The sequence below is a fragment of the Paenibacillus zeisoli genome, from assembly GCF_003994465.1.
GTDB classification, from domain to species: domain Bacteria; phylum Bacillota; class Bacilli; order Paenibacillales; family Paenibacillaceae; genus Fontibacillus; species Fontibacillus zeisoli.
The window spans coordinates 145,805-166,556 of the sequence record NZ_RZNX01000006.1 but is presented as its reverse complement, the minus strand read 5'-3'; the positions used below and the strand labels follow the sequence as shown (position 1 = coordinate 166,556).

Here is a 20,752-nt window from a genome sequence, read left to right as displayed (position 1 = left end):
AAGTTCGTTCGTCTGCGAATACAAGGTCATAGCTATACCAAAAAGCACCTTCAACTGCGAGTTGGAGGTGCTTTTTGGTGTTGTATCCCTCAGGGTCCGCCTTATGTTCAGGTACCGCAAAAGGTACGGTAAGGACGGTTCGTAGGTTCAGGCAGCGTGGTGTACTCAAGCTGGTCAGAGGAATAGGAGAAGGGATCCCCAAGAACCTTGAGCAGCCGCTCCATCACACTGTAATCTCCGTGGGCTACAGCCGCCTGGAGGGCTTCCTCAACCCGGTGGTTGCGCGGGATCACAGCCGGATTGCTGCTTCGCATCCGTTTTTGTGAAGCGGCCCTGTCTCCCGGCTGTCTGTCCAGCCTTGCCTGCCACTTCTCCTGCCATCCGGCAAAATCCTCTGTGCCGTAGAGGGGATTCTCCTCTTGCTTGCCTATTGTAAAGGCCCGGAAGGTATTGGTGTAATCAGCACCATATTTCTTCATCATATCAAGAAGCTCTTGAATTAGTGTCTCATCTTCGGGCTCTGCATTTAAGATTCCCAGCTTGCCTCTCATCCCAGCCATCCAGTGACCATGATATAACTCTCTAAAATTATAAATCTCGGCTTCAGCCAGGCGCACCGCTTCCTCCCGGTCGCTGTGCAGCAGCGGAAGCAGAGTCTCGGCGAACCTCGCAAGGTTCCATGCAGCAATCTGCGGCTGGTTGCCGTAGGCATAACGCCCATGCAGGTCAATGGAACTGAAAACGGTCTCCGGGTCATAAGAATCCATGAAGGCACACGGCCCGAAGTCGATACTCTCTCCGCTGAGTGCCATATTATCCGTATTCATGACCCCATGGATAAAACCCACTAGCTGCCACTTTGCGATCAGCTCGGCCTGCCGCTTAACCACTTCCTGAAGCAAGCTCAGGTACTGGCTATCATCTGTTCCAACTGCAGGATAATGCCTCTGTATTGTATAGTCCGCCAAGGCTTGAAGCTCGCCAGATGTGCCCCAGGCCGCAGCATACTGAAAGGTGCCTACCCGAAGATGACTGGCTGCAACGCGGGTTAGCACTGCGCCAGGCTGCTCCGTCTCCCGATATACAGGCTCACCTGTTGTCACTACCGCCAGGCTCCGCGTAGTTGGAATTCCAAGCGCATGCATGGCTTCACTGATAATGTACTCCCGCAGCATCGGCCCGAGAGCTGCCCGTCCATCTCCGCGGCGGGAGTACGGCGTTCTGCCCGAGCCCTTCAGCTGAATATCGTAGCGCTCACCTGCCGGAGTAATCTGTTCACCAAGAAGTACAGCCCGTCCATCTCCAAGCTTGGTAAAATTCCCAAATTGGTGCCCCGCGTAAGCCTCAGCAATAGGCAAAGCTCCGGAAGGAATCTGGTTACCGGCAAGTTCCGCTACCCCTTCCTCAGTCTGCAGAACCTGAAGCTTCAAGCCCAGGGCATCTGCAAGCGGGCCATTGACTACGACTAACCCGGGCGCCTGAACAGGGGTCGGGTTGACTTCCGAGAACAAGGACTCGGGCAGACGAGCATAACTGTTGTCCAGATTCCATCCAGCCCCTGGATTCGCTTTTTTCTCCGTCATGTGTATCTCCTTCTTAAGGCATTCTAATACACTAATTCTGCAAATTAGTGATTTGCCCTTGTAGTGTGATCTTCTGCTTATATATTATACCCTCATTTGGACTAACCCAAAAAAAGACTGCTCATCAAGCAGAAGGCACTTGAGGCAGTCTCTTTTTCTACTTCCAGATTTCGTCGGCAATCTCCTTGATAAAGGCCAGCTTCTCCCACTGCTGTTCTTCAGTCAAGATATTCCCTTCTTCTGTCGATGCGAACCCGCATTGAGGACTGAGACAAATATGGTTTGGTGAAGTCTCCTGCGCGTTCAGACTGAGATGGGTAATATAAGATAATTCAACGATGCATCTTTAAGGAGGTAATATTGTGAACAACCGTACAATTCTTAGTCATACAGAACATCGTCCTATTCCATTACCGGAGGGACCTTGGGTAATGAAACAAGTGTGGAGGCATTTGTTATTCGCTCACTGGCCCGTCCATGAGGCTGATTTGCTTCCTTATATTCCACCTGGACTTAAGCTGCAGCAGTGGGAAGGCAGGCCGTGGATAAGTGTTTCCCCATTTTGGGTTGATCCACTCCGTCTAAGAGGAATCCCCCCGGTTCCATTTACCCGCCGTTTTCTTGAATTAAATGTTCGAACATACACTGAGTATCACGGCAAACCTGGCGTCTTATTTCTGACTTTGGAGGCCTCCAATCCATTAGCTGTTATCGCCGCCCGAACACTTGCCCACCTCCCATATCATCACGCCAAGATGCACGCGCAATTTGTGGATCACTCCATTCAATACAGAAGCACAAGACATGCCTCAGATAGGCAGAAAATGGAGTTCATTGGATATTATAGACCCTTGTCCGATTCAATCTTTCATGCTGGGCCCGGTACGCTTACCCACTGGCTCACTGAAAGATACTGCCTGTTCACGACAGACTCGAAAGGACATTTGTATAGCGGTGAAATTCATCACCTTCCATGGCCACTACAAGAAGCCGAGCTTGAGATAAAGAATAATACCTTAACTAAATCACTGGGTCTGGAACATGACCGGGAACCTTCTGTTCTTACATTTACAGAGCGGCTTGATGTTCTTTTCTGGCCGATAAAAAAACTCTGATCTTAAGTATTCCATATGCTGACACGGACTGAGGGATCTTCGAACATGCGAGAATAGCTATTTACTCCGATAGATTTCAGTTCCTTGGCTGCCTCTCCGGTTAAACGCTAAATTTGTGAGAACCCCTGAGGGTTCGCCCGTGCGGAAGAAGACTTCGAGGAATAGCTTCAAGTTCAGGAGCACGGGTCTGAATCTACCGCTAAGAGGCCTCGTCGAGAACGCTTCGTCAGCCATTTAAATCGAGATTCGGACATCCCTATAGGGGTTGCCATGCAAGTGTACCTCCAGGCTCCATAAGAGATTGGTGAGGAAAAAGCGGAGATGCCGCTTTTTTGGTTTACTTTTCACAGCTGCTTTAAGAAATGATATTTCAAATATTCACAGAAGCATGGAACGGTTGTTCATCCACGTATGTGACACCATTCACATTTCAAACAAAAAAATAAACCCTCGAATTAATCGAAAAGTTTTTCTCTAGGTATATGCGGGTAAGAACTTCGCCCATTTGTACGATCCCTGCCAACTGCACAAAAAGCCGCCAGGAGCATTCCTGACGGCCTTCAGTCCTACGCTTAATTTAACCCCTGCGCGGTTTCCCCGGTTCGTTTGTCCACTAGTGCTACCCGGCTGTTGACCCATAACAGAATCGACAAGAAATAGCAAATGGCCGTAAAGACGATCACTGCGGTGAATCCGTGGAAAGAGGCATACAGCAGCCCAGCCACATAGGCTCCGATCGTTGTAGCCGTGTACATTACCGCATTCGAAAGGGAAGCAATCGTTCCCCGCGCCGTGGCCGACAACGTCTGCAGCAGCGACATCATAACAGGAAAGATCGTGCCCGCGATCATATATATGAAGAAATATAAGCCCTTGACTGCGATGCCGGAAGGGGCAAAGTTCAGCGCCGCATAAAGCACAAGCATCAGCGTAATGCCAAGCGGAAGAACGACATGACGACCCCATTTCTCCACGACGCGGCTGCCGAAAAAGCTGCCGACAATGTTGCCTAGTCCCAGAAAAATCAGCACGGAGCCGATCTCGGTAATGTTCATGCCGAACTTGTCGGCCAGCCACGTTCCCATAAATGTGAAAGCGGCGAAGTTTCCGGTTTGGAACATCAAATAGGCAAAAAATGACTTTTGCGCTTTGCCTTCCCGCAGCAAGGTCAAGTAGCGACCGCCGATTGAAGGCTGTTTGCCGGTAACGGCTGGTTTGAAGTCCGGAACGAAAATAAGAATTAAAATCAGCAGTAGTACCGAGAAACCGCCAATGATGAAGAAAGGCAAATGCCACGATCCTACGGCCAAGTATGTGCCGATAGGCACCCCAAGCGTCTGGGAAACGGCGAGACCAGCTGTCGCTATCCCCATTGACTTGACGATTTTATTCGGCTTCACGAGCATCGGGATCGTCGCCCATACCTGCGGCGAAGTAAAGGCGGCGCTGATGCCCGCCAAGGCGCGAAACGCGAACATCGACCAAAAGTCAAAAGCAAACCCGCACAGAAAGGTCGATATAGCGAAACCAAGCATCCCGTAAATCATTACCTTGCGACGGTTCCAGCCGTCGGAAAGCGGTCCGGCCAGAAGGGCAAACAGTGCGTATCCTACTGAATAGGCTCCCATCATCCAACCGGAAGCTTGAATGCTGACCCCGAACTCGCTTCGCAGCGTCGGTAGCAATGGCGAGATCAGAAAGGTGTCCGTTCCGATGACGAACATAATTAAGAAATACAAACTTAACACTTTAGCCATGATTCCTACTCTCCCCGTTTGTAATAATGGCAATCCTTCAAAACAGCACCCGTTCCTTACACCATCGAATCAGGTTACAAAATGTCTGTCGGCAGCAAATTCATGGAGGAACAATTTCAGCAAGTACTCCTTGTACTCGCTTTTGGGCATACGCTGGATATTGGATTCCAATTGCGATAGCGTGATGTATCCCATGCGATAGGCGATTTCCTCCAGGCAGGCGATTTTCAAGCCTTGCCTTTTCTCAATCGCCGCCACGAAGCTGGAAGCTTCCAGCAAGCTTTGCGGCGTGCCCGTATCCAACCAGGCGATGCCTCTGCCAAGCAGTTCGACCTGTAGCGTCTGCTGCTGCAAATAATGTTTGTTAATGTCGGTAATTTCCAGCTCCCCTCTGGCCGAGGGAACGAGTGTTTTGGCAATGTCCAGCACACTGCTGCTGTAAAAATAAAGACCGGGTACCGCATAGTTCGATTTGGGCTCGCTCGGCTTTTCTTCGATGCCGACGATGCGTTTGTCTTCATCGAATTCGATTACGCCGTAGCGCTCGGGGTCATTGACCCAGTAACCGAATACGAGACCTCCTTCCCCCATGCTATGCTTGCCATGAAGCTGGGTATCGAGCCCGTTTCCATAAAAAATGTTGTCGCCTAAGATAAGACAAACGGACTCCCCGCGAATGTATGGCTCGGCGATTAGAAAAGCCTGGGCTACTCCCTCTGGCTTCTCCTGCTCCTCATAATGAATTTGGATGCCCAGACGAGAGCCGTCGCCAAGAAGCCGTTGAAACATAGGAATATCGTGCGGCGTCGATATGAGCACGACTTCGCGGATGCCGGAAAGCATCAGTGTCGAAAGCGGATAATAAATCATCGGTTTGTCATAGACGCAAGCCAGATGCTTGCTGGCTGAACTTGTGATCGGATACAGCCGGGACCCTTGCCCACCCGCCAGTAAAATACCTTTCATTGGACTACCACTTCCGTTTGCAAACGGAGGGGATTCGCCAAGTACCACTCAACGGTTTTGCGCAAACCGCTAGTCAGCGATTGAGCAGGTTCCCAGCCCAGCTCCGATTTTATTTTAGTCGCTTGGATGGCATAGCGCTGGTCATGGCCTGCCCGATCGGCAACGAAGGTAATCAGCTGCCGCAGCGCCTGCACGTCCCTGCCCGTGTAGTCGGCCACGATTTCGCAGAGTTCCAGAGCCAGCTCCAAATTGCTCTTCTCGTTATTGCCTCCGACGACATAGGTCTCACCTCGGCGTCCCTTGTGAATGACTTGCCAGATAGCGTCGCAATGGTCTTCCACATAAAGCCAGTCCCTGACATTGCTGCCATCGCCGTAAATAGGCACGGGTTCTCCGTGCAGCAGCTTGCGGAGCACGGTGGGGATCAGCTTTTCGCCATGCTGGTAAGGACCGTAATTGTTAGAGCAATTCGTTAACGTTACAGGCAAACCGTACGTATGCGAATAAGCGCGAACCAGATGGTCGCTGCTCGCTTTAGAAGCGGAATACGGACTGTTCGGCGAATAGGGGGATTCTTCGGTAAAATAACCATCTTTGCCCAAAGAGCCGTATACTTCATCCGTGCTGACGTGATGAAACAGATGTAGCCCAGCGGCTTGCCAACTAATTCGCGCCAGCTCTAGCAGTTGAAAAGTCCCTATGATATTCGTACGAATAAACGCTTCCGGGTCTGCGATGCTGCGATCTACATGACTTTCTGCGGCGAAATGGACGATCGTATCCGGGTTATACTCCCGAAATACGTATTCCAGCTCGCGCCGATCAGCAATATCGATCTGTTCGAAGCTGTAATTCGGATGTCCGCTGATCACTTCTAAATTTTGACTATTACCCGCATACGTCATGGCATCCACATTGAGAAAACGATGCTCAGGGTGCTGCGGCACAAACCGATTCAGAAAATTCGCGCCGATAAATCCTGCTCCGCCCGTCACTAGGAATTTCATGCCCATCCCTCCTCAGATTATATTTTCTTTCAAGTCAGATACCATGTAGTTCAGAATCGTTGACATATGAAATACTTCCGTAAGATAAAACCACCACTTCCCTTCGCGTATCATCACATATTTCTTGACAGGATACTCGGCTCTGTCGAAAACAAAAGGATGGTAATTAAGGGAATGAGGACCTAGTTCCTCATAGCCCGCGAACAGAATCTGCCGGCGGTACTCCATTTCTTTAATCAATTTGCCCAGAGGAACCTTCCCTTTCATAAGCTGTTCCTGGAGAGCGCCGCTTAGCACCTGAGGATTGCCGTACACAAGATTGGTCGAAATCACTTCATTTTGATAATAGAGCGAGGTTACTCTGCGCAGAAACGGACCCGCGTCTTCGATCGGAAAATGCAATTCGGGCAATAACTCCCTGCGGAATACCCACTCCTGGTCATGAACCTCCACCGTTACTTCGCCGCCTACGATCAATTCCAACATCTTAGTTGTCGAACCGTCGCTATGCAAAAGAATGTCTTCGAATCTTCCGATGACGGATTCACGTGATTTACCTCGATATTCAAGCAAATAATCAGTATTGGCCCTCATTCTCCGATCCCTCCGTTATATCTATCTTTATTTATGAAACCATCGCAACCCACGTGCGGCTAAGTAAATTTTCTAACATATAGGCTGTGTGCAGACAAATAAATCCCTCGTCCGTCGTATCCGAAACGCCGCCTAGTTGCCGTCCGAAGCCGCCGTCCGGATTCTGGTGAGCGCTCATCCATTTCTTGCAGGCTTCGATATTGGCCGGATGCTCACCCAGAAGATAGAGCGCAGCGATCGCATGATAACTACCCACGAAACTGCGCGCCCGGCCTGGCCGGTAGACAAAGCCACCGTCGGGCATTTGGCAGCTTTGCAGCCAGTTCACCGTCAATTCGACATGCGGAGGCTCATATCCGAGGATATATAGGGAACTGATCGCCCGATAAGCCGAAAACGTTTCTGACGGAGCTCCCGGATGGATACCGTAAGCTCCTTGCTCGTCGGCACATGACACGATGAATCTGGCACACGCCTCTTTGTCATGCGGCTCCGCATCCAGCGCTTTTAGCGCTGCCACGGAGAGATTCGTGTGCCATATGTCGCTTCGGTAGCCGGGGGCATTGCCGAAGCCGCCGTCGGGATTTTGGCAGCTTTGCAAATACGTGATGCAAGCGGCAGGATGCGACGGAGCTTCCCCCAGAATATGCAAAGACAGCACGCCGCAATAGGTGGTGAACGCTTCGCTCGGATGACCCGGCTGCTCGCCGAAGCCGCCGTCCGGATTCTGGCAAACGCGGATGTTGGCCGCCAGCAAAGCGGGCTCGGGCACTTCTTCCTTCAGCACGTGAAAGTCGGCCAGCACATGTAGCGTCGAGAACACTTGGCTGGAGCGGTCGGAGCGAAAGCCAAGCGGCGACCGGTAAGGCGTGAGACCGTAGCCGCCGCCGCTTCTCGTCAGCTTCAGCCATTTTACATACTGCGGGATATCAATATACGGCGCAGATAACGCATGCAAGCTGCTTGTCAGTTCCTCGTCCAGCTTGTGTTCCAGAAGGTCCACCTTGACGGACACTGGTTCGTTGTACGCAGCCGCCTCCCTGAACTCGGAAACCCGTGCCGCTGTCAGCGCGAGTCCTGCCCATGCCTGCGTGTACGCCTGCTTCTGCTGGAGGGGAACATATGCGAAATTGCCCGCGTGGAACGAGCCCGGCGTATGCGGCGGCACCCAGAAATGCCGTCCGAGCGGCACAGTCGGATCGACAGGAGTCGAGAACCAGTTGCCTTGGCCATGAAAGACGCCGCCAGCTCTGTGATCCGTATAGTTATGAATAACATTGAATGCGGTTCTCGCAACTTCCTGAAGCTCCGGTTTCTGTTGCCAGCCGATTTCGTGCAAGGCGAGCAGTAGGATCGCATGGTCGCTTACTTTCAGCACTGGAAATGGCGACGCGCTGCCAAAATAGCCCTGGATACCGTCTACCTCAACCGTCCCATCGGTGCGTGAACGATCCCAATAACCGCCATACATCGGATGAACCAGATGCCGGGCGATGAACGCAATGAGCTGCTCCGCTTCCGCCAGCAGGTCCGATCGGTTGAGCGTCCTGGATAGACGAGCCAGCGACAAAGCCGCCAACGCCTGCGACTCTAGCCGCTTGCCGCCAAGCAAGATCGGCGTTCCTTCGGCGCTCAGCTTGTCGTGTGCGCCTCCCTCCTTCTTGTCGATGAACAGCACCAGATGATCAAGCGCGCTGTCGCGCTTGGCGCGGAAATCCGCATGAGGCTGCAATTGTTCAGCCAAATCAAGCGCAAGGACGCTCAGTGCCGCCGTCTTCAGATCACGGCGGTCATCAAGCTGACTACTCCAATCGCGGTTCAGGATGGAAGCGAAATTGTGCGTGTGGAGAGCTGCCGAAATATGATCGACTAGAAGCAACCCTTCTTGTACGAGGCTGCTGTCCTTCGCCACAGAACCGGCTTCCAGCAAGGCAAGCGCGGCGAGCACTTGCCGACTCGCAGTTTTGACGTAACCAGGCGCATGCGGCCGCCAATAACGGTCAGTAAGTTCGATGTACCCTGCATTTTCCGGGTCTTTGAGCTGCAAAAGGCTTTGCGCGAGTACGGCTGCTTTGTCTGCATGGTCGGCCGACCGGCTTAGCGCCCATACTGACAAAGCCTGATCCTCCAGTTGCTTATCATCACAAATAATATCAATGCCATTCGCATCCAGAGACGTTACGACGCCTCCATGCGCCTGATCGACCAACGCGTTCCATAAGTAATCCAGTTGGCTTTCTACCTGTTTGGTTATGGTCATCTCTACACCTATCCTTTTCAACTTATTCGTTGGCTATCTTGATTTGACGCCTATGCGCAGGAGCGCTGAGCCGAAGCATGCCGACAACTGCTGCGGCGATGGCCGACCCGCAGATCCATCCCACTCCCATGAAGTCAAAATGTTCCAATATCCAGCCGTTCAAGGCTACCCCGACCGTTGTACCCGCGTACATCGCCGCATTATTCAGTGACATGACGGTCCCTCTAACCTGCGGTTCCAATTCGCTGAGCAGAGAATTGAAGGCCACGAGCGATGCGCCTCCGCTGAATTGCCAGACGACAATAGCGAGCATGACGAGCAGCGAATGAGCCGACAAGTAGGGCAGCGAAAGCAAGCTTCCCGCCATCAGCAGCATGAAGAACAGAGCGACGGAGCGTTCTCCCCACCGGTCAGAAGCGTACCCGCCTGCCAAATTGCCCGCCAGATTGCCGCCTCCTATAGCCGCGATCGCCCAGCCCATACCGACAAGCGACATATTCATGTATTTCCATAGAAATACTCCGATAAATGTGTACATACCCAGACTTCCCAGACTCATGAAAAACATGACCCCAAGCCCTGTTAACGCTTGTTTATTACGGATAGCGCGGCTCAAACCCAGGGCGATGGCCGCTGGCAGAGATCCCTGCGGTACCTTCGGGGGCGACGTTCTGTTTCGCGCAAACCCATTCATGAACGTCAGACTTCCCATTAATGAAAGCCCAGCAAGCATGAAAAAAGCCGATCGCCATCCCCATACGGACGCGCTCCATGCAGCCAGCGGAACGCCCAGGATTTGACTAAGCGAAAGAGCCGACGTTACGATCCCAAGCACTCTCCCCCGTCTTTCGTAAGGAAAATGGTCGCCGATAAGCGCCCAGACCTGCGGTGATATGGCGGCTGCCGCCACGCCGGATAAAGCGCGAAACAGCAGCATCATCCTGTAGCTTTGCGACAGCCCGCACAGGACTGTAAAGACCGTGAACAAACTCGCGCCTCCCAGCAAAATGCGACTGCGTCCGATACGATCGGACATTGGTCCCAGGATAATCGCGGAAACGGCGTAGCAGCCCGCATAAGCCAACACGAACTGCCCTCCCTGCGCTTCTTCCATATGGTAGGCTGCTGCCAGCTTAGGCAGAAGCGGCGAAACGAGAAACGTGTCGCAGCCGACCGTAAAGATCAGCAGAAACAATATAGCGGTCATGCGTGCTTCCTGGAGCGTGGATACCGCCTTCATCGCTGCAAAATGGCTTCCTGTCTGGCGGCAGCCCCGGACTGTCCCGCCCGCTTGATCCACTCCGCAGCGCGAAGCGCGCCTTCGGCATCGGGGGCTACGCTGGCATACGCAGCTTGCAGCCTCGCTGCTTCCTGCGGATCACGCAATTTCAGAATCTTGCTCGTTAGAGCTTCGCTGTCCAGCCCCAACTGTACGAGATAGCCCAGCAGCTCTAGACGGCGGAATGCCTCAAGCTCGTGGTATTCCTTGGGAGAACTGAGCAGAAACACCGTTGGAATGCGCAAGGCGGATATTTCCGTTACGGTGATCCAGCCCGGATGGGCCAGCACGACGTCCGCCGATCTCAGCAGCGGGATCCAGTTGGGCACATACGTGACGCAGACGACGCCTTCCGGAACGTCAAGCTGTTCGCGGGCGATCAGAATCATTCTTGCATGCGGAATGGCTTCTTTCACGCTGGCGTACGTATCCAGATAGGTTTTTTGCATCGCCCGCATGTTTTCCCTGAACATAGCAGTGCCGCCCATCGTCGCCACGATCAGGAACTCGCCCTCTTCGATGCCGAATTGTTCCCTTTCATGGCGGCGGTCAAGCGCTTTGTCGATCGGGCGAATCATGGGCCCGACGAATTTCATCTTTCCCTGTTCAATCAGCTTTTCGGCGACCGAGCCTCGATCTATCTCTTCCACAAATGGTTTATCTGTCAGCACATACGTCGCCGAACCGGTCAGGGAAACAAACAGCTGGTTAAGCACTGTGCGAACCTGCTCCAGCTCTTCCGCATGAACGGTAAAACCGGCGCGAATTAGTTCTTCGTCAGATGTGCCCGTAATTGTGAAGTTATACCTTTCTGTGACCAGCACGCTGGGAATGCCGGCTATTTGTGCAGCGGCCAAAGCACTGAAGTCATAATCAGAAACGACGACATCCGGATTGGATTGAAGCAACAGATTCGTTAGACGCAGAATGCGTTGGGAATTGTAGAACATAGGGGATAAATAATTTTCTAACATTGTATTCCAATCTAAAAAGTCGGATAAATGCGAATGTTTGGAGTGGTCAACGGCCTTTTTCGGGGATAAATCAATCACCTCCACGCCGATTTCCTCAAACAACGGTGAAAAAATCGATTGCAGCGATCCCAAATAGACCTCAATAGTAAGAGATGGATCAGAATGTAGCAATGCCCGGGCCAACGAATATATTCTCATGTTATGCCCCGAGCCTGTAACTATAGGAATTAAAGATATACGCAAATACTTCATCTCCTTTTTGGGCTGGTGCTGTGATCATTCTTGAATGATCGATTGGGCAGGAACGCCTGATACGGTATCATAGGGAAGAACGTGTTTAAGGACTAGTGAGCCCGGAAGGATAACCGCTCCTTCTCCTATCGTAACGCCGCCGATAATGATACTGTCGCGGCCTATGCGCGCTTTGGACTCGACCACAATCGGTTGTCTGAGCTGCGGCAAACTGAGAAATTCGTATTCATGGGTTGTCGTTACCATGAGCACCTCATCATCAATCTCTACCTGATCGCCTAACCGGATGCCGCCAAGTGCTTCGAGAATGACGCCCGTGCCAAGCACGACATCGTCGCCAGCGTGAATGCCTCCTACTCCCTCTTCATTCGCGCCGCCGATCAGCACGCTGCGGCTGCCTACACGCAAATGACGGCCTGCCTGAATCGTAGCGGTAATAAAACAGTCATCGCCGATCTGCGCTTCGTCGTCTGCCAGTGGTGTCTCTCTGCTCCTCTGCCGGATGAATGAAAGAAACTCGCCGAATTCGGGAATGCCGTCATTCGTAACCTGGCGCATTTTGCGTAAAACGGCTGGCCGTCCGGCAGCAACCATATAGTCCGGCACATCGGACGTGACATAGCTACCCGCTCCGATAACGGCACCTTCGCCAATGCGTACGCCTGGCTCAACCGTCACCCCCGCTCCAATCCAGCTGTAGCGTCCGACGCTGATCGGAGCATCCTGAGTTCCCAGAAGCCGGCACTTGGCTCCCATCATGGAGGCTTCCCCCAACTGAACATGCTGGAGACTGCAGCGAAAACCGATAAAGACGCCATCGCTAATGTTCGAATGCATGATGCTTGTCCCTCTGCGAATCCAGCTTGAGCGGTCGCTGACCGAAGATGAAGCAAGAATAACAGTCGGCTCTACCCATGTGCATGCGTAAGTCTTCAATCCTCCGCTCCCTCCGCTCCACTATTTTATATATATTCCTAATTCTGTATTTACCTGAATTGTAACAACTGCAAATGCGATAGTCAATATAAATGTTATATATACATTTTTATTATAGATCGGATTTCTTCCCTCGCCAATGTATCGCCAAATCGTCAATTCGCGTATAATAAAATTACTATCTAGCCAAAGCTGAGGTACCCATATGTTATCTCTGGAAAAACAAATTCTCTACATGATTCGACATCGACACTATATGACAACATCCGAGATTATTGACATTTACCAGCATCGCGGCAAGAACTCCCAAATTATCCGGAACACCCTCGCCTCCCTAAAGCAGAAGGGATACATTGCGGTGGAAAACCGCTCTTATTCCGTCACCGAATCAGGCTTGTCGGTCATTCGCAGCCTGCAGATCAAAATGAATGAAGTGGAGCAGCCGTGGGACGGTCTCTGGTATATAATCATGTTCAGCTTCCCGGAGCGGCTGCGCTCTCTTCGCAATTCCTTCCGGCGGGAGCTTACCCAGGTCGGATACGGTGCGTTATATGATGGCGTTTATATTTGTCCTTTTAATCGAAAAGACGCGATTCTTGCCTTTGCCCGAAAGCATGGTTTGGAAGACATGATTTGTATGTTGCACGGACAGATGGATGTCGGTGACATTACTGCTGTGAAGGCCAAGCAAATATGGCCGATCCAGGAACTTCAGAAGAAGTACGAAACATTTATGCGCTGGTCTGGGGAGAAGCAGAAGCAATTAACCTTTTCCTTAGAACGAGGTGAGGAGATCACGGCATGGCAAGTGCTGCTCGAGATTTTGGAGCTTGGGGAAAATTTCGGTGAAGTTTTGCTGGAAGATCCTTTCCTTGCCCGCGAGCTGCTGCCCGATCAATGGCCCATGAAACAAGCATGGAACGCCTACAATCAGTACTTGCAACAACTGCTTCCTCTGCTGCAGGCGGATACGGAACTACTGTCCCTGATTGTTCCCACTACGTAGACGTCACCGTCAGAGTATGGGGCGTCCTGCAAACATTAAAAGAGGCAAAGAGCTCACACTCTTTGCCTCTTTTTTCATAATGTAGTGAGAATTATTTCCTGTAAATCATTGAAAGAAACTCACTTCACTCGTATGAAAGATGGTTATTTGATTCTCGTAGCAGATGGTTGTTCGATGAATATTCCTACCACCGTAGAGAATCTAATTACATATGTGAATGCCTAAAAACAAATGTAAAGCCACAGATTTATTATTAAAACTACATCTTACATATACCTAATAGGTATGTTATAATCTGATTACCACATTTTAGGGAAGTGAATGTAATGGGGTTTGTTATATTAGGGCTTCTAATGATTCGTAGTCTATCCCAGTATGATATACGGAACGCGCTGCAGCAGAAAGTATCTCCATTTTTCAGTGCAAGTCTTGGTAGTATACAAGCCGCTCTGAAGAAGCTGGAGAGCCTGGACCACATTGTATGTCATGAAGTAACTGAGAATGGGCGAAGGAAGAAGATCTATTCCATCAACCAATCAGGAACACAGTATTTTAAGGATTGGATGTTATCCCAGGTCGCACCCAGCCGTTTGGAGCAGGATGTGACTACCCGGTTGTTTTTCTTGGGGTTAATGACTATGACAGATCGTCTGACTATTCTAAATATAGTGGTTGTCCAGCTCGAAGCCTCTGTTCATGAGTTCGAAGCTGCCTTTCTGGAGGCTAATCATAAGGAAATACCTGACCATCTTAAAGACATAGCAGCCTATCAACTCAAAACATTGGAGCTTGGGCTCTATTATCACCAGAGCATGTTGGAATGGTTCACGAAACTCTCGAAGGAATTGGAGGCACAGCTGAATGGAGAGAAAGATGAGTATGCGTAAGCTGAATTTTAAGAATACTGACTATTCCTATATATGGATTGCCAATGAGGGAAAAGAAACGATTGTGATGCTGCATCCGGCCTTTGCTGACCATACCATGTTCGAGCAGCAGATCTCCCATTTCAGGATGAACTATCAGCTGATTCTCCTGGATTTGCCCGGTCACGGGAACAGTTCGCTCCTCAGTTCCAAGGTCACTATGCAAGATGTACCAAATCTGCTGCACCAAATCTTAACTGCTAATAACATCAGCGCCTGCCATCTGCTGGGTGTCTCCATGGGATCTCTTGTCGCCCAGGCCTTTGCGGATCGTTACCCTGACCAGGTAAAGTCGGTAATCATAGTAGGCGGTTACTCCATACATAAAGCGAACGAGATTATATTAAAGGGCCAACGAAAAGAGGGCCTAAAGTGGTTACTGTATATGCTGCAGCCCATGAGGAAGTTCAGGGATTATGTGTCTTCCGTCTCCTGCTATTCGGATGAATGCCGCGCCTTGTTCGCCCAAGGGAGTAAGCATTTTAACAGACGCTCCTTTCGGTCCATGGCAGGGATGAACACTTTTTTTAGACGAAAAGATAACCCCATGCCCTATCCTCTTCTCCTTATCGTAGGCGAACATGATCTCCCCCTCATCCGGGCAGCTGCCGATGAGCTGCATCAATTAGAAGTACATTCCCAGCTCGTGCTTCTTCAAAGAGCCGGGCATTGTGCCAATGCGGATACACCTCATGAATTTAACAAGACGGTCGAACAGTTCTTATCGGAAATTCATTAATGCCCCTTAGACTTCTGCATTATGAAGCCCCTTTACGACTTTCCGATGCTTCCGCCCCCTGCGGCCATCACTCAAGAGTGCAAATAGAATCCCCGGCACAACCATGTAACTCGCGACCTTAAAGGTGTGGTTAAAGGCTTGAACCGATGCGTCTTGCATCCGGCTTGCTGCACCCGACAACACCAATTCGATCTCTTTCATCTGACCCTGGCGATCATCGTCAAGGGTCTTTTGTTCCTCCAGATTAAGCCTAGAGATCGCCTGCTCTATACTCTGTTCAATCCCCTCACTATCCGTCGTACTATCGATACCGGTTACTCCGTCCTCAGTGCCGCCCCGGCTCTGAAGCTTGTTCATGACACTGACCAGGATCTCCCGGCTGGCTGGCAGAAGCTTCGAGTCATTCTGAATGGCCTCAGCACTTAGAACCTTGGCGGTTTCAACCTGATCGTTGATATTGAGCTGGAACAAGGTCACTATGATAGCTACTCCAAGCACACTCCCAAATGCCTTGGACATGTTGATTACACCTGAAGCTATCCCGACCTTCTCTTCAGGAACATGGCGGATGGCCGAAGACATGACCGGCGCCATGGTAAGACCTACTCCAATCCCCGCTGCCGCCAGCCGGATCAGCACATCTCCAACTGCAGAATTCACACCAAGGCTGCTTAAAGAATAAGTAGCCCCGCCTATTACAGCAACCCCTGAGGCCGCGAACCAGCGGCTGCCGTACTTACCCGACAGACCTCCCGAGACTGCCGAGCTCACGATGGACCCTACTGCCAGCATCGACAAGACCAGCCCGGCCTTAAGTACAGTCATTCCTAACACGCTAATTAGGAAGAAGGAAGTCAATAGTGCGATATTGGATAGTGCAGCGCCTACGATAAGCAGGGTTAGTGAGGAGCCGTTGAATGCCGAAATTCTAAGGAGCATAAGAGGAAGCATAGGCTCCTTCACCTTCCACTGGATATAGAAGAATATCAGCAGACAGAACAATCCGGCACCCATCAAGCTGTAGATATAACCAGAGTTCCAGCCGTAATCCTTTGCCTCAATTAAGGCGTACGTAAGAGCAAGCATGGCTCCCGTGATTCCAAGCATCCCTCCGTAATCGATCGACCTGCTTGCTGAATCATCTCTGGATTCTTTTATGAACAGCAGGGTCAACAGGATACTAAGCAGCCCCAGTGGCACATTTACAAAGAAAATCCATGCCCAACTCAGCTTCTCTGTAATCATCCCACCCAGAGAGGGGCCGCATGCAGCAGCCAATCCAGCAATAGCGCCCCATACGCCAATGATCACTCCATGCTGTTCTTTTGGAAAGGAGGTTGTCGTTAAAGGAATAGTCACAGGGACTATAATCGCACCGGCCAGACCCTGGATTACTCTGAAGACGATCAGCATCGCAAGACTTGATGAGAAGCCGGCAAGGAGTGAAGCTAAGGTGAATACCACAACGCCAATAATAAATACTTTCTTCCGTCCGAATTGGTCCGCCAGCCTGGATGCGGTCAGAATGAGGGCAGCAAAAGCTAAATTATACCCGTTCATTACCCAGGAAATCTCCGACACGGTCCCGCCAAAATGACGCGTCATCTCCGGTAAAGCAATGTTAATTATGGTCGTGTCCAATAGAGCCATGAAATAACCCAGCACAATCGCTGTAAAAATGAATACTCTTCTGAGTCTCATACTCATTCCTTAACCCTCCTTATAATATGAACTTTTGTTCATGTTTGTAATTATATGAACTATAGTTCATATTTGTCAATCGAAATTATGAACTTTAGTTCACCTTTCGTTGACAGTCCGAAGTCTCTCCTCTACAATCGAGATACAAAAGGGGGACGGGAATGTAATGGGCGAGACTGAAGATAAAGTAAGAACTCCACAGCAGGAGCGGAGCATCAAGACCAAGGAAGCCATTATTCAGGCAGCCATGAAGCTTTTCTCCGAGAAGGGCTATCACAATACCAATACGAAGCAAATCTCTGCTGCAGCAGGAGTATCGACCGGAAGCTTCTACTCCTACTTCACGGATAAGAGAGCTGTGTTCATAGATTCTCTGAAGCTTTATAATGAAAATCTGTTAGCCCGGGTTGATGCTTCTCTTGGTGAAGTTGACTTCAAGAGTATGGACAAGCATACGGCCATTGCTCATATGGTGGACAGCCTTCTTGAGTCGCACCAGGTCTATTCGGAGTTCCATAAGGAACTTGCGGTTATGTACAACTCTGATAAAGAAATTCAGTCGCTTATGGATGAACAGTTCGACCTTGGCCGCCGCAAAACTTTGAGCTACCTTCAACAGGGTCAGGGCGATCTTAAGGTTGAAGATCTGGAGGCTGCCTCATGGGTTGTTTTCGAGGCCCTGAACAGCATTGTCGATATGATCGTGTTCTCACCCAGGAACGTCTCCGCTGACCGCCTGAAGAATGAGCTCGTCCGCATGATTGTGGTTTATTTGTATAAATAGGCATGGCTTAGCGCACCAAAAAGCCGTATAGACACAAGGTTAGCTTGTATCTACACGGCTTTATTTGGGTTCATGAACCTATGTGTCTCTGGCTCAAGCAGCGGACATATAAGCAGCCCGCTACTAGCTTAGGGATTGTCTTGTAAATTCGATAAAGGCAGCAGCATCATCCCAGCTTGGGAACCCGGCCTGAGCCAGCTTATCACTGCCCCCGCCTTTTCCATGATAGGTTCCAAGATTCTCTTTGAAGTAAGCCCCGCAGGAAAGCTCCTGGTTCCCGTTCTGGGCAAGGACAACCTTATGTTCCTGCTCTGAAGCAAGCAGCACATACCGCCCGCCGCCTTCACTCAGCTTGACCGCAAGCGTCTGCATATCCTTCATCGGCTTGTTCTCAAAAACATGCATAATTAGACTGCCTTCAGCTCCGGATAAGAGCTTCTGCGCGAAATAGCTGTCGTTCTCTGCCTTTACAGCTGCCAATTCCAGTTGAAGCTGCTTATGCTCATGCTCCCATTTCTCCAGGCGATCCAGAATTTCATCCCGGCCCGTATTGAATTTGGTCGATAGGCTTGCGAGAATCTGCATGCTTGCATTGAACTCTTCGAGCGCCCGGTATCCACATTTGAAATAGATTCGGGTATTTCCCTTCTGCTTCTCAGACTTCAACAGCTTGATGATGCCGATCTCCCCTGTCGAAGTAACATGGGTCCCTCCGCACGCATTATATTCCACACCGGCAATCTCAACAATCCGAATGTTCTCCGTCACTTTAGGCTGCTTCACCAGTGGGAGGTGCGCGGCTTCTTCGTTAGTAACAAAATAACTGTCAATACTGCGGTTCAGATAGATCAGACGGTTGGCTTCACATTCGATGGCGGTCAACTGTTCGTTCGTCAAATCCAGCTTGTCTATATCAATCGTGGCATAGTCGTCTCCCAGGTGGAAGCTGACGGTCAAGGCGTCAAGCAGATTCAGACATACAGCTGACAGCAGATGCTGGCCGCTGTGGTGCTTCATATGGTCGAACCTCCGCTTCCAATCCACCCGGCAGCTGACCCGCTCCCCTTCGGGCTGGCGTTCCAGCTTATGCAGAACCGCATTCCCCTCAAGAATCACATCCAGAACAGGGATCTCATTGATCCATCCCAGGTCACAGGGCTGTCCGCCTCCATGCGGATAATAAGCGGTCTCCTCCAAAGTAATATAGAGCCCGTCCTCTCTTTCGAGAACCTGACTAATACCCGTCTGCCATTCGGTAGTGTAGGCGGAATCATAATAAAGCTTCTTGGTCATTATCCAGTTCCTTTCCCATTTAGACCTTTCCTAGTTCAGTACAACTTCGGTATTGCACAAGCTTACTATAATTCCATCTTCACGCCAATGGCATACTCTCGAATGAGAGAGCAACAAATTGAAACTTCCCTTGTGATAGAACTGGAGATGAGACAATAAGAAGGAGATGAGTATATGAATACGTTACAAGGTAAGACAGCGCTGGTCACAGGGGCCAGCCGCGGGATTGGCCGTTCCATTGCACTGCGTCTGGCTCAGGAGGGCGCGTTGGTTGCTGTACATTATGCCAGGAACCAAGCTGCAGCGGAGCAGGTAGTTCAAGAGATCAATAATTTTGGAGGCAAAGCATTCGCGATCGGCACAGAGTTCAGTACATTAAATCATATCGAAGCGTTCATTCATCTGCTTGACGTACAGCTGGAGGAACAGACGGGAAGTACAGAGTTCGATATTCTCGTAAATAATGCGGGAATCGGCCAGGTGTTATCCTTGGAAGAATTAACTGAGGAAGCGATAGATGAGGTCCTTAACATTAATGTTAAGGTCCCGCTCTTCCTTACCCAGCAAGCGCTCCCACGGCTGAGAGATGGCGGACGAATCATCAACTTATCCTCCGTCGTGACCCGAACTGCCTACCCCGCAGTATTCGGTTACAGCCTGACCAAGGGCGCGATTAACACCTTCACACTGGCTTTGGCCAAACACCTCGGACCACGCAATATTACCGTTAATGCCATTCAGCCGGGTATTATCAATACGGACATGAATGCAGGGACACTGCAGGATCCTGATGGAGAAAAGTTCGTAGCCGGCCTCTCCGCATTCAACCGGGTAGGCCAGCCCGCAGATATTGCGGATATCGCGGCCTTCCTGGCTTCCTCAGATAGCCGCTGGGTAACGGGTCAGCTTATCGATGCTTCCGGCGGCTCACATTTGTAAGCTTTAGTCTTCTTAATTTTTTGTTGCAAATGCAATCATCTTTGTTGCATTTGCAACAAAGATGATTTATATTCAAACTTAAGAATTGCCAGTAGGCATGAGTATGGAATGATTCCTTCTCACACTCATGCCTTATCTGTAGTTCAATAGTTCAAATATATAAGGGGTTCATTATGAAAGAAATTCTTCGTGAAATTGGAATGATAGCCAGGGCACTAGATTCCATCAGCAATATAGAATTTAAGGAACATGACCTTTCCAAAGGGCAGTATTTGTACCTTGTGCGGATATGTGAACATCCGGGAATCATTCAAGAAAAGCTGGCTGAGATGATAAAAGTCGATCGAACTACAGCAGCCCGTGCTGTCCAGAAACTTGAAAATAGCGGGTTTATCGAAAAGAAAGAAGACAGACATAACAAAAAAATTAAATTGCTCTTTCCAACAGAGAAAGGGCAAAATGTTTATCCTTTTATAAAAAAAGAAAATGAGCATTCCAACCACGTGGCATTAGAAGGCCTGTCAGAAAGAGAAACAGAAACGATCTTCAATCTTCTCCAAAGAGTAAGAAGCAATGTGGAAAAGGACTGGGAGTTTGTAAAAAAGGGAAACAAGAGAAATTATTAATTGCACAAAGGAGCA

At 50.2% G+C, this 20,752-nt stretch carries 18 protein-coding genes and 1 pseudogene; 7 read left to right on the top strand and 12 right to left on the bottom strand.

The window, feature by feature from the left end; genetic code table 11:
- Positions 1 to 107 precede the first annotated feature (107 nt).
- Entirely contained in the window at positions 108 to 1,583 is a 1,476-nt protein-coding gene (locus EJP77_RS14805; RefSeq protein WP_127200020.1) for a protein adenylyltransferase SelO, read from the bottom strand.
- A 157-nt stretch (positions 1,584 to 1,740) separates the two neighbouring features.
- Positions 1,741 to 1,866 (bottom strand): annotated as a pseudogene (locus tag EJP77_RS14800) (5-methyltetrahydropteroyltriglutamate--homocysteine methyltransferase); the annotation flags it as partial.
- Between the two features lie 79 nt (positions 1,867 to 1,945).
- Between EJP77_RS14800 and EJP77_RS14795 the strand changes: the two are divergent.
- The gene (locus tag EJP77_RS14795) at positions 1,946 to 2,698 is read left to right on the top strand and encodes a YqjF family protein (RefSeq protein ID WP_246021897.1); all 753 of its coding nucleotides are present in this window, start codon (positions 1,946 to 1,948) and stop codon (positions 2,696 to 2,698) included.
- Positions 2,699 to 3,270: 572 nt separating this feature from the next.
- On the opposite strand, the gene EJP77_RS14785 is transcribed toward EJP77_RS14795, so the two are convergent.
- The 8 genes from EJP77_RS14785 to EJP77_RS20705 form a co-directional block, all read right to left on the bottom strand.
- Positions 3,271 to 4,455, bottom strand: a complete 1,185-nt coding sequence (locus EJP77_RS14785) for an MFS transporter (protein WP_127200019.1) — start codon at positions 4,453 to 4,455, stop codon at positions 3,271 to 3,273.
- Positions 4,456 to 4,524: 69 nt separating this feature from the next.
- On the bottom strand, positions 4,525 to 5,421 hold the full coding sequence (rfbA, locus tag EJP77_RS14780; RefSeq protein ID WP_127200018.1) for a glucose-1-phosphate thymidylyltransferase RfbA: 897 nt from the start codon (positions 5,419 to 5,421) through the stop codon (positions 4,525 to 4,527).
- The gene (gene rfbB / locus EJP77_RS14775) at positions 5,418 to 6,428 is read right to left on the bottom strand and encodes a dTDP-glucose 4,6-dehydratase (protein ID WP_127200017.1); all 1,011 of its coding nucleotides are present in this window, start codon (positions 6,426 to 6,428) and stop codon (positions 5,418 to 5,420) included. Before rfbB ends, rfbA begins: the two co-directional genes overlap by 4 nt.
- A gap of 12 nt (positions 6,429 to 6,440) precedes the next feature.
- Positions 6,441 to 7,022: a chorismate--pyruvate lyase family protein gene (locus EJP77_RS14770; protein ID WP_127200016.1), complete on the bottom strand. Its 582-nt coding sequence runs from the start codon at positions 7,020 to 7,022 to the stop codon at positions 6,441 to 6,443.
- Positions 7,023 to 7,053: 31 nt separating this feature from the next.
- Positions 7,054 to 9,282, bottom strand: a complete 2,229-nt coding sequence (locus EJP77_RS14765; RefSeq protein ID WP_127200015.1) for a prenyltransferase/squalene oxidase repeat-containing protein — start codon at positions 9,280 to 9,282, stop codon at positions 7,054 to 7,056.
- Positions 9,283 to 9,304: 22 nt separating this feature from the next.
- Positions 9,305 to 10,522 carry an MFS transporter gene (locus EJP77_RS14760; RefSeq protein WP_127200014.1) on the bottom strand — a complete coding sequence of 406 codons (1,218 nt, stop codon included), beginning with the start codon at positions 10,520 to 10,522 and terminating at the stop codon, positions 9,305 to 9,307.
- Positions 10,519 to 11,718: a glycosyltransferase family 28 protein gene (locus tag EJP77_RS14755; protein WP_127200013.1), complete on the bottom strand. Its 1,200-nt coding sequence runs from the start codon at positions 11,716 to 11,718 to the stop codon at positions 10,519 to 10,521. The genes EJP77_RS14760 and EJP77_RS14755 overlap by 4 nt, the downstream gene beginning before the upstream one ends.
- A gap of 93 nt (positions 11,719 to 11,811) precedes the next feature.
- Positions 11,812 to 12,723 carry an acyltransferase gene (locus EJP77_RS20705; RefSeq protein WP_185897356.1) on the bottom strand — a complete coding sequence of 304 codons (912 nt, stop codon included), beginning with the start codon at positions 12,721 to 12,723 and terminating at the stop codon, positions 11,812 to 11,814.
- Between the two features lie 205 nt (positions 12,724 to 12,928).
- Here EJP77_RS20705 and EJP77_RS14745 point away from each other — a divergent pair, with 205 nt between their 5' ends.
- From EJP77_RS14745 to EJP77_RS14735, 3 genes are all read left to right on the top strand, one after another.
- The gene (locus tag EJP77_RS14745; RefSeq protein WP_127200012.1) at positions 12,929 to 13,729 is read left to right on the top strand and encodes a PaaX family transcriptional regulator C-terminal domain-containing protein; all 801 of its coding nucleotides are present in this window, start codon (positions 12,929 to 12,931) and stop codon (positions 13,727 to 13,729) included.
- A 326-nt stretch (positions 13,730 to 14,055) separates the two neighbouring features.
- The gene (locus EJP77_RS14740; protein WP_127200011.1) at positions 14,056 to 14,616 is read left to right on the top strand and encodes a PadR family transcriptional regulator; all 561 of its coding nucleotides are present in this window, start codon (positions 14,056 to 14,058) and stop codon (positions 14,614 to 14,616) included.
- Positions 14,591 to 15,394 carry an alpha/beta fold hydrolase gene (locus tag EJP77_RS14735; RefSeq protein ID WP_127200010.1) on the top strand — a complete coding sequence of 268 codons (804 nt, stop codon included), beginning with the start codon at positions 14,591 to 14,593 and terminating at the stop codon, positions 15,392 to 15,394. Before EJP77_RS14740 ends, EJP77_RS14735 begins: the two co-directional genes overlap by 26 nt.
- Before the next feature lie 6 nt (positions 15,395 to 15,400).
- Here the strand turns inward: EJP77_RS14735 and EJP77_RS14730 are convergent, their stop codons facing one another.
- Positions 15,401 to 17,101, bottom strand: coding sequence for an MFS transporter (locus EJP77_RS14730; protein WP_127200009.1), 1,701 nt, complete (start codon positions 17,099 to 17,101; stop codon positions 15,401 to 15,403).
- Positions 17,102 to 17,261: 160 nt separating this feature from the next.
- Here EJP77_RS14730 and EJP77_RS14725 point away from each other — a divergent pair, with 160 nt between their 5' ends.
- Positions 17,262 to 17,879 (top strand): TetR/AcrR family transcriptional regulator, encoded by a 618-nt coding sequence (locus EJP77_RS14725; protein ID WP_127200008.1) that lies wholly within the window; start codon positions 17,262 to 17,264, stop codon positions 17,877 to 17,879.
- A gap of 123 nt (positions 17,880 to 18,002) precedes the next feature.
- Here the strand turns inward: EJP77_RS14725 and EJP77_RS14720 are convergent, their stop codons facing one another.
- Positions 18,003 to 19,172: an alanyl-tRNA editing protein gene (locus tag EJP77_RS14720; protein ID WP_127200007.1), complete on the bottom strand. Its 1,170-nt coding sequence runs from the start codon at positions 19,170 to 19,172 to the stop codon at positions 18,003 to 18,005.
- Between the two features lie 174 nt (positions 19,173 to 19,346).
- On the opposite strand from EJP77_RS14720, the gene EJP77_RS14715 reads away from it, so the two are divergent.
- Together EJP77_RS14715 and EJP77_RS14710 are read left to right on the top strand one after the other, a co-directional pair.
- Positions 19,347 to 20,111 carry an SDR family oxidoreductase gene (locus EJP77_RS14715; protein ID WP_127200006.1) on the top strand — a complete coding sequence of 255 codons (765 nt, stop codon included), beginning with the start codon at positions 19,347 to 19,349 and terminating at the stop codon, positions 20,109 to 20,111.
- Between the two features lie 173 nt (positions 20,112 to 20,284).
- The gene (locus EJP77_RS14710) at positions 20,285 to 20,737 is read left to right on the top strand and encodes a MarR family winged helix-turn-helix transcriptional regulator (protein WP_127200005.1); all 453 of its coding nucleotides are present in this window, start codon (positions 20,285 to 20,287) and stop codon (positions 20,735 to 20,737) included.
- Positions 20,738 to 20,752: the final 15 nt, after the last annotated feature.

Bases quoted from the DNA above. Each gene is read 5' to 3' on its own strand.
- EJP77_RS14805 (WP_127200020.1), bottom strand. From the start codon at position 1,583: ATGACGGAGAAAAAAGCGAATCCAGGGGCTGGATGGAATCTGGACAAC.
- EJP77_RS14785 (WP_127200019.1), bottom strand. From the start codon at position 4,455: ATGGCTAAAGTGTTAAGTTTGTATTTCTTAATTATGTTCGTCATCGGA.
- rfbA (WP_127200018.1), bottom strand. From the start codon at position 5,421: ATGAAAGGTATTTTACTGGCGGGTGGGCAAGGGTCCCGGCTGTATCCG.
- rfbB (WP_127200017.1), bottom strand. From the start codon at position 6,428: ATGAAATTCCTAGTGACGGGCGGAGCAGGATTTATCGGCGCGAATTTT.
- EJP77_RS14770 (WP_127200016.1), bottom strand. From the start codon at position 7,022: ATGAGGGCCAATACTGATTATTTGCTTGAATATCGAGGTAAATCACGT.
- EJP77_RS14765 (WP_127200015.1), bottom strand. From the start codon at position 9,282: ATGACCATAACCAAACAGGTAGAAAGCCAACTGGATTACTTATGGAAC.
- EJP77_RS14760 (WP_127200014.1), bottom strand. From the start codon at position 10,522: ATGAAGGCGGTATCCACGCTCCAGGAAGCACGCATGACCGCTATATTG.
- EJP77_RS14745 (WP_127200012.1), top strand. From the start codon at position 12,929: ATGTTATCTCTGGAAAAACAAATTCTCTACATGATTCGACATCGACAC.
- EJP77_RS14740 (WP_127200011.1), top strand. From the start codon at position 14,056: ATGGGGTTTGTTATATTAGGGCTTCTAATGATTCGTAGTCTATCCCAG.
- EJP77_RS14735 (WP_127200010.1), top strand. From the start codon at position 14,591: ATGGAGAGAAAGATGAGTATGCGTAAGCTGAATTTTAAGAATACTGAC.
- EJP77_RS14730 (WP_127200009.1), bottom strand. From the start codon at position 17,101: ATGAGTATGAGACTCAGAAGAGTATTCATTTTTACAGCGATTGTGCTG.
- EJP77_RS14725 (WP_127200008.1), top strand. From the start codon at position 17,262: ATGGGCGAGACTGAAGATAAAGTAAGAACTCCACAGCAGGAGCGGAGC.
- EJP77_RS14720 (WP_127200007.1), bottom strand. From the start codon at position 19,172: ATGACCAAGAAGCTTTATTATGATTCCGCCTACACTACCGAATGGCAG.
- EJP77_RS14715 (WP_127200006.1), top strand. From the start codon at position 19,347: ATGAATACGTTACAAGGTAAGACAGCGCTGGTCACAGGGGCCAGCCGC.
- EJP77_RS14710 (WP_127200005.1), top strand. From the start codon at position 20,285: ATGAAAGAAATTCTTCGTGAAATTGGAATGATAGCCAGGGCACTAGAT.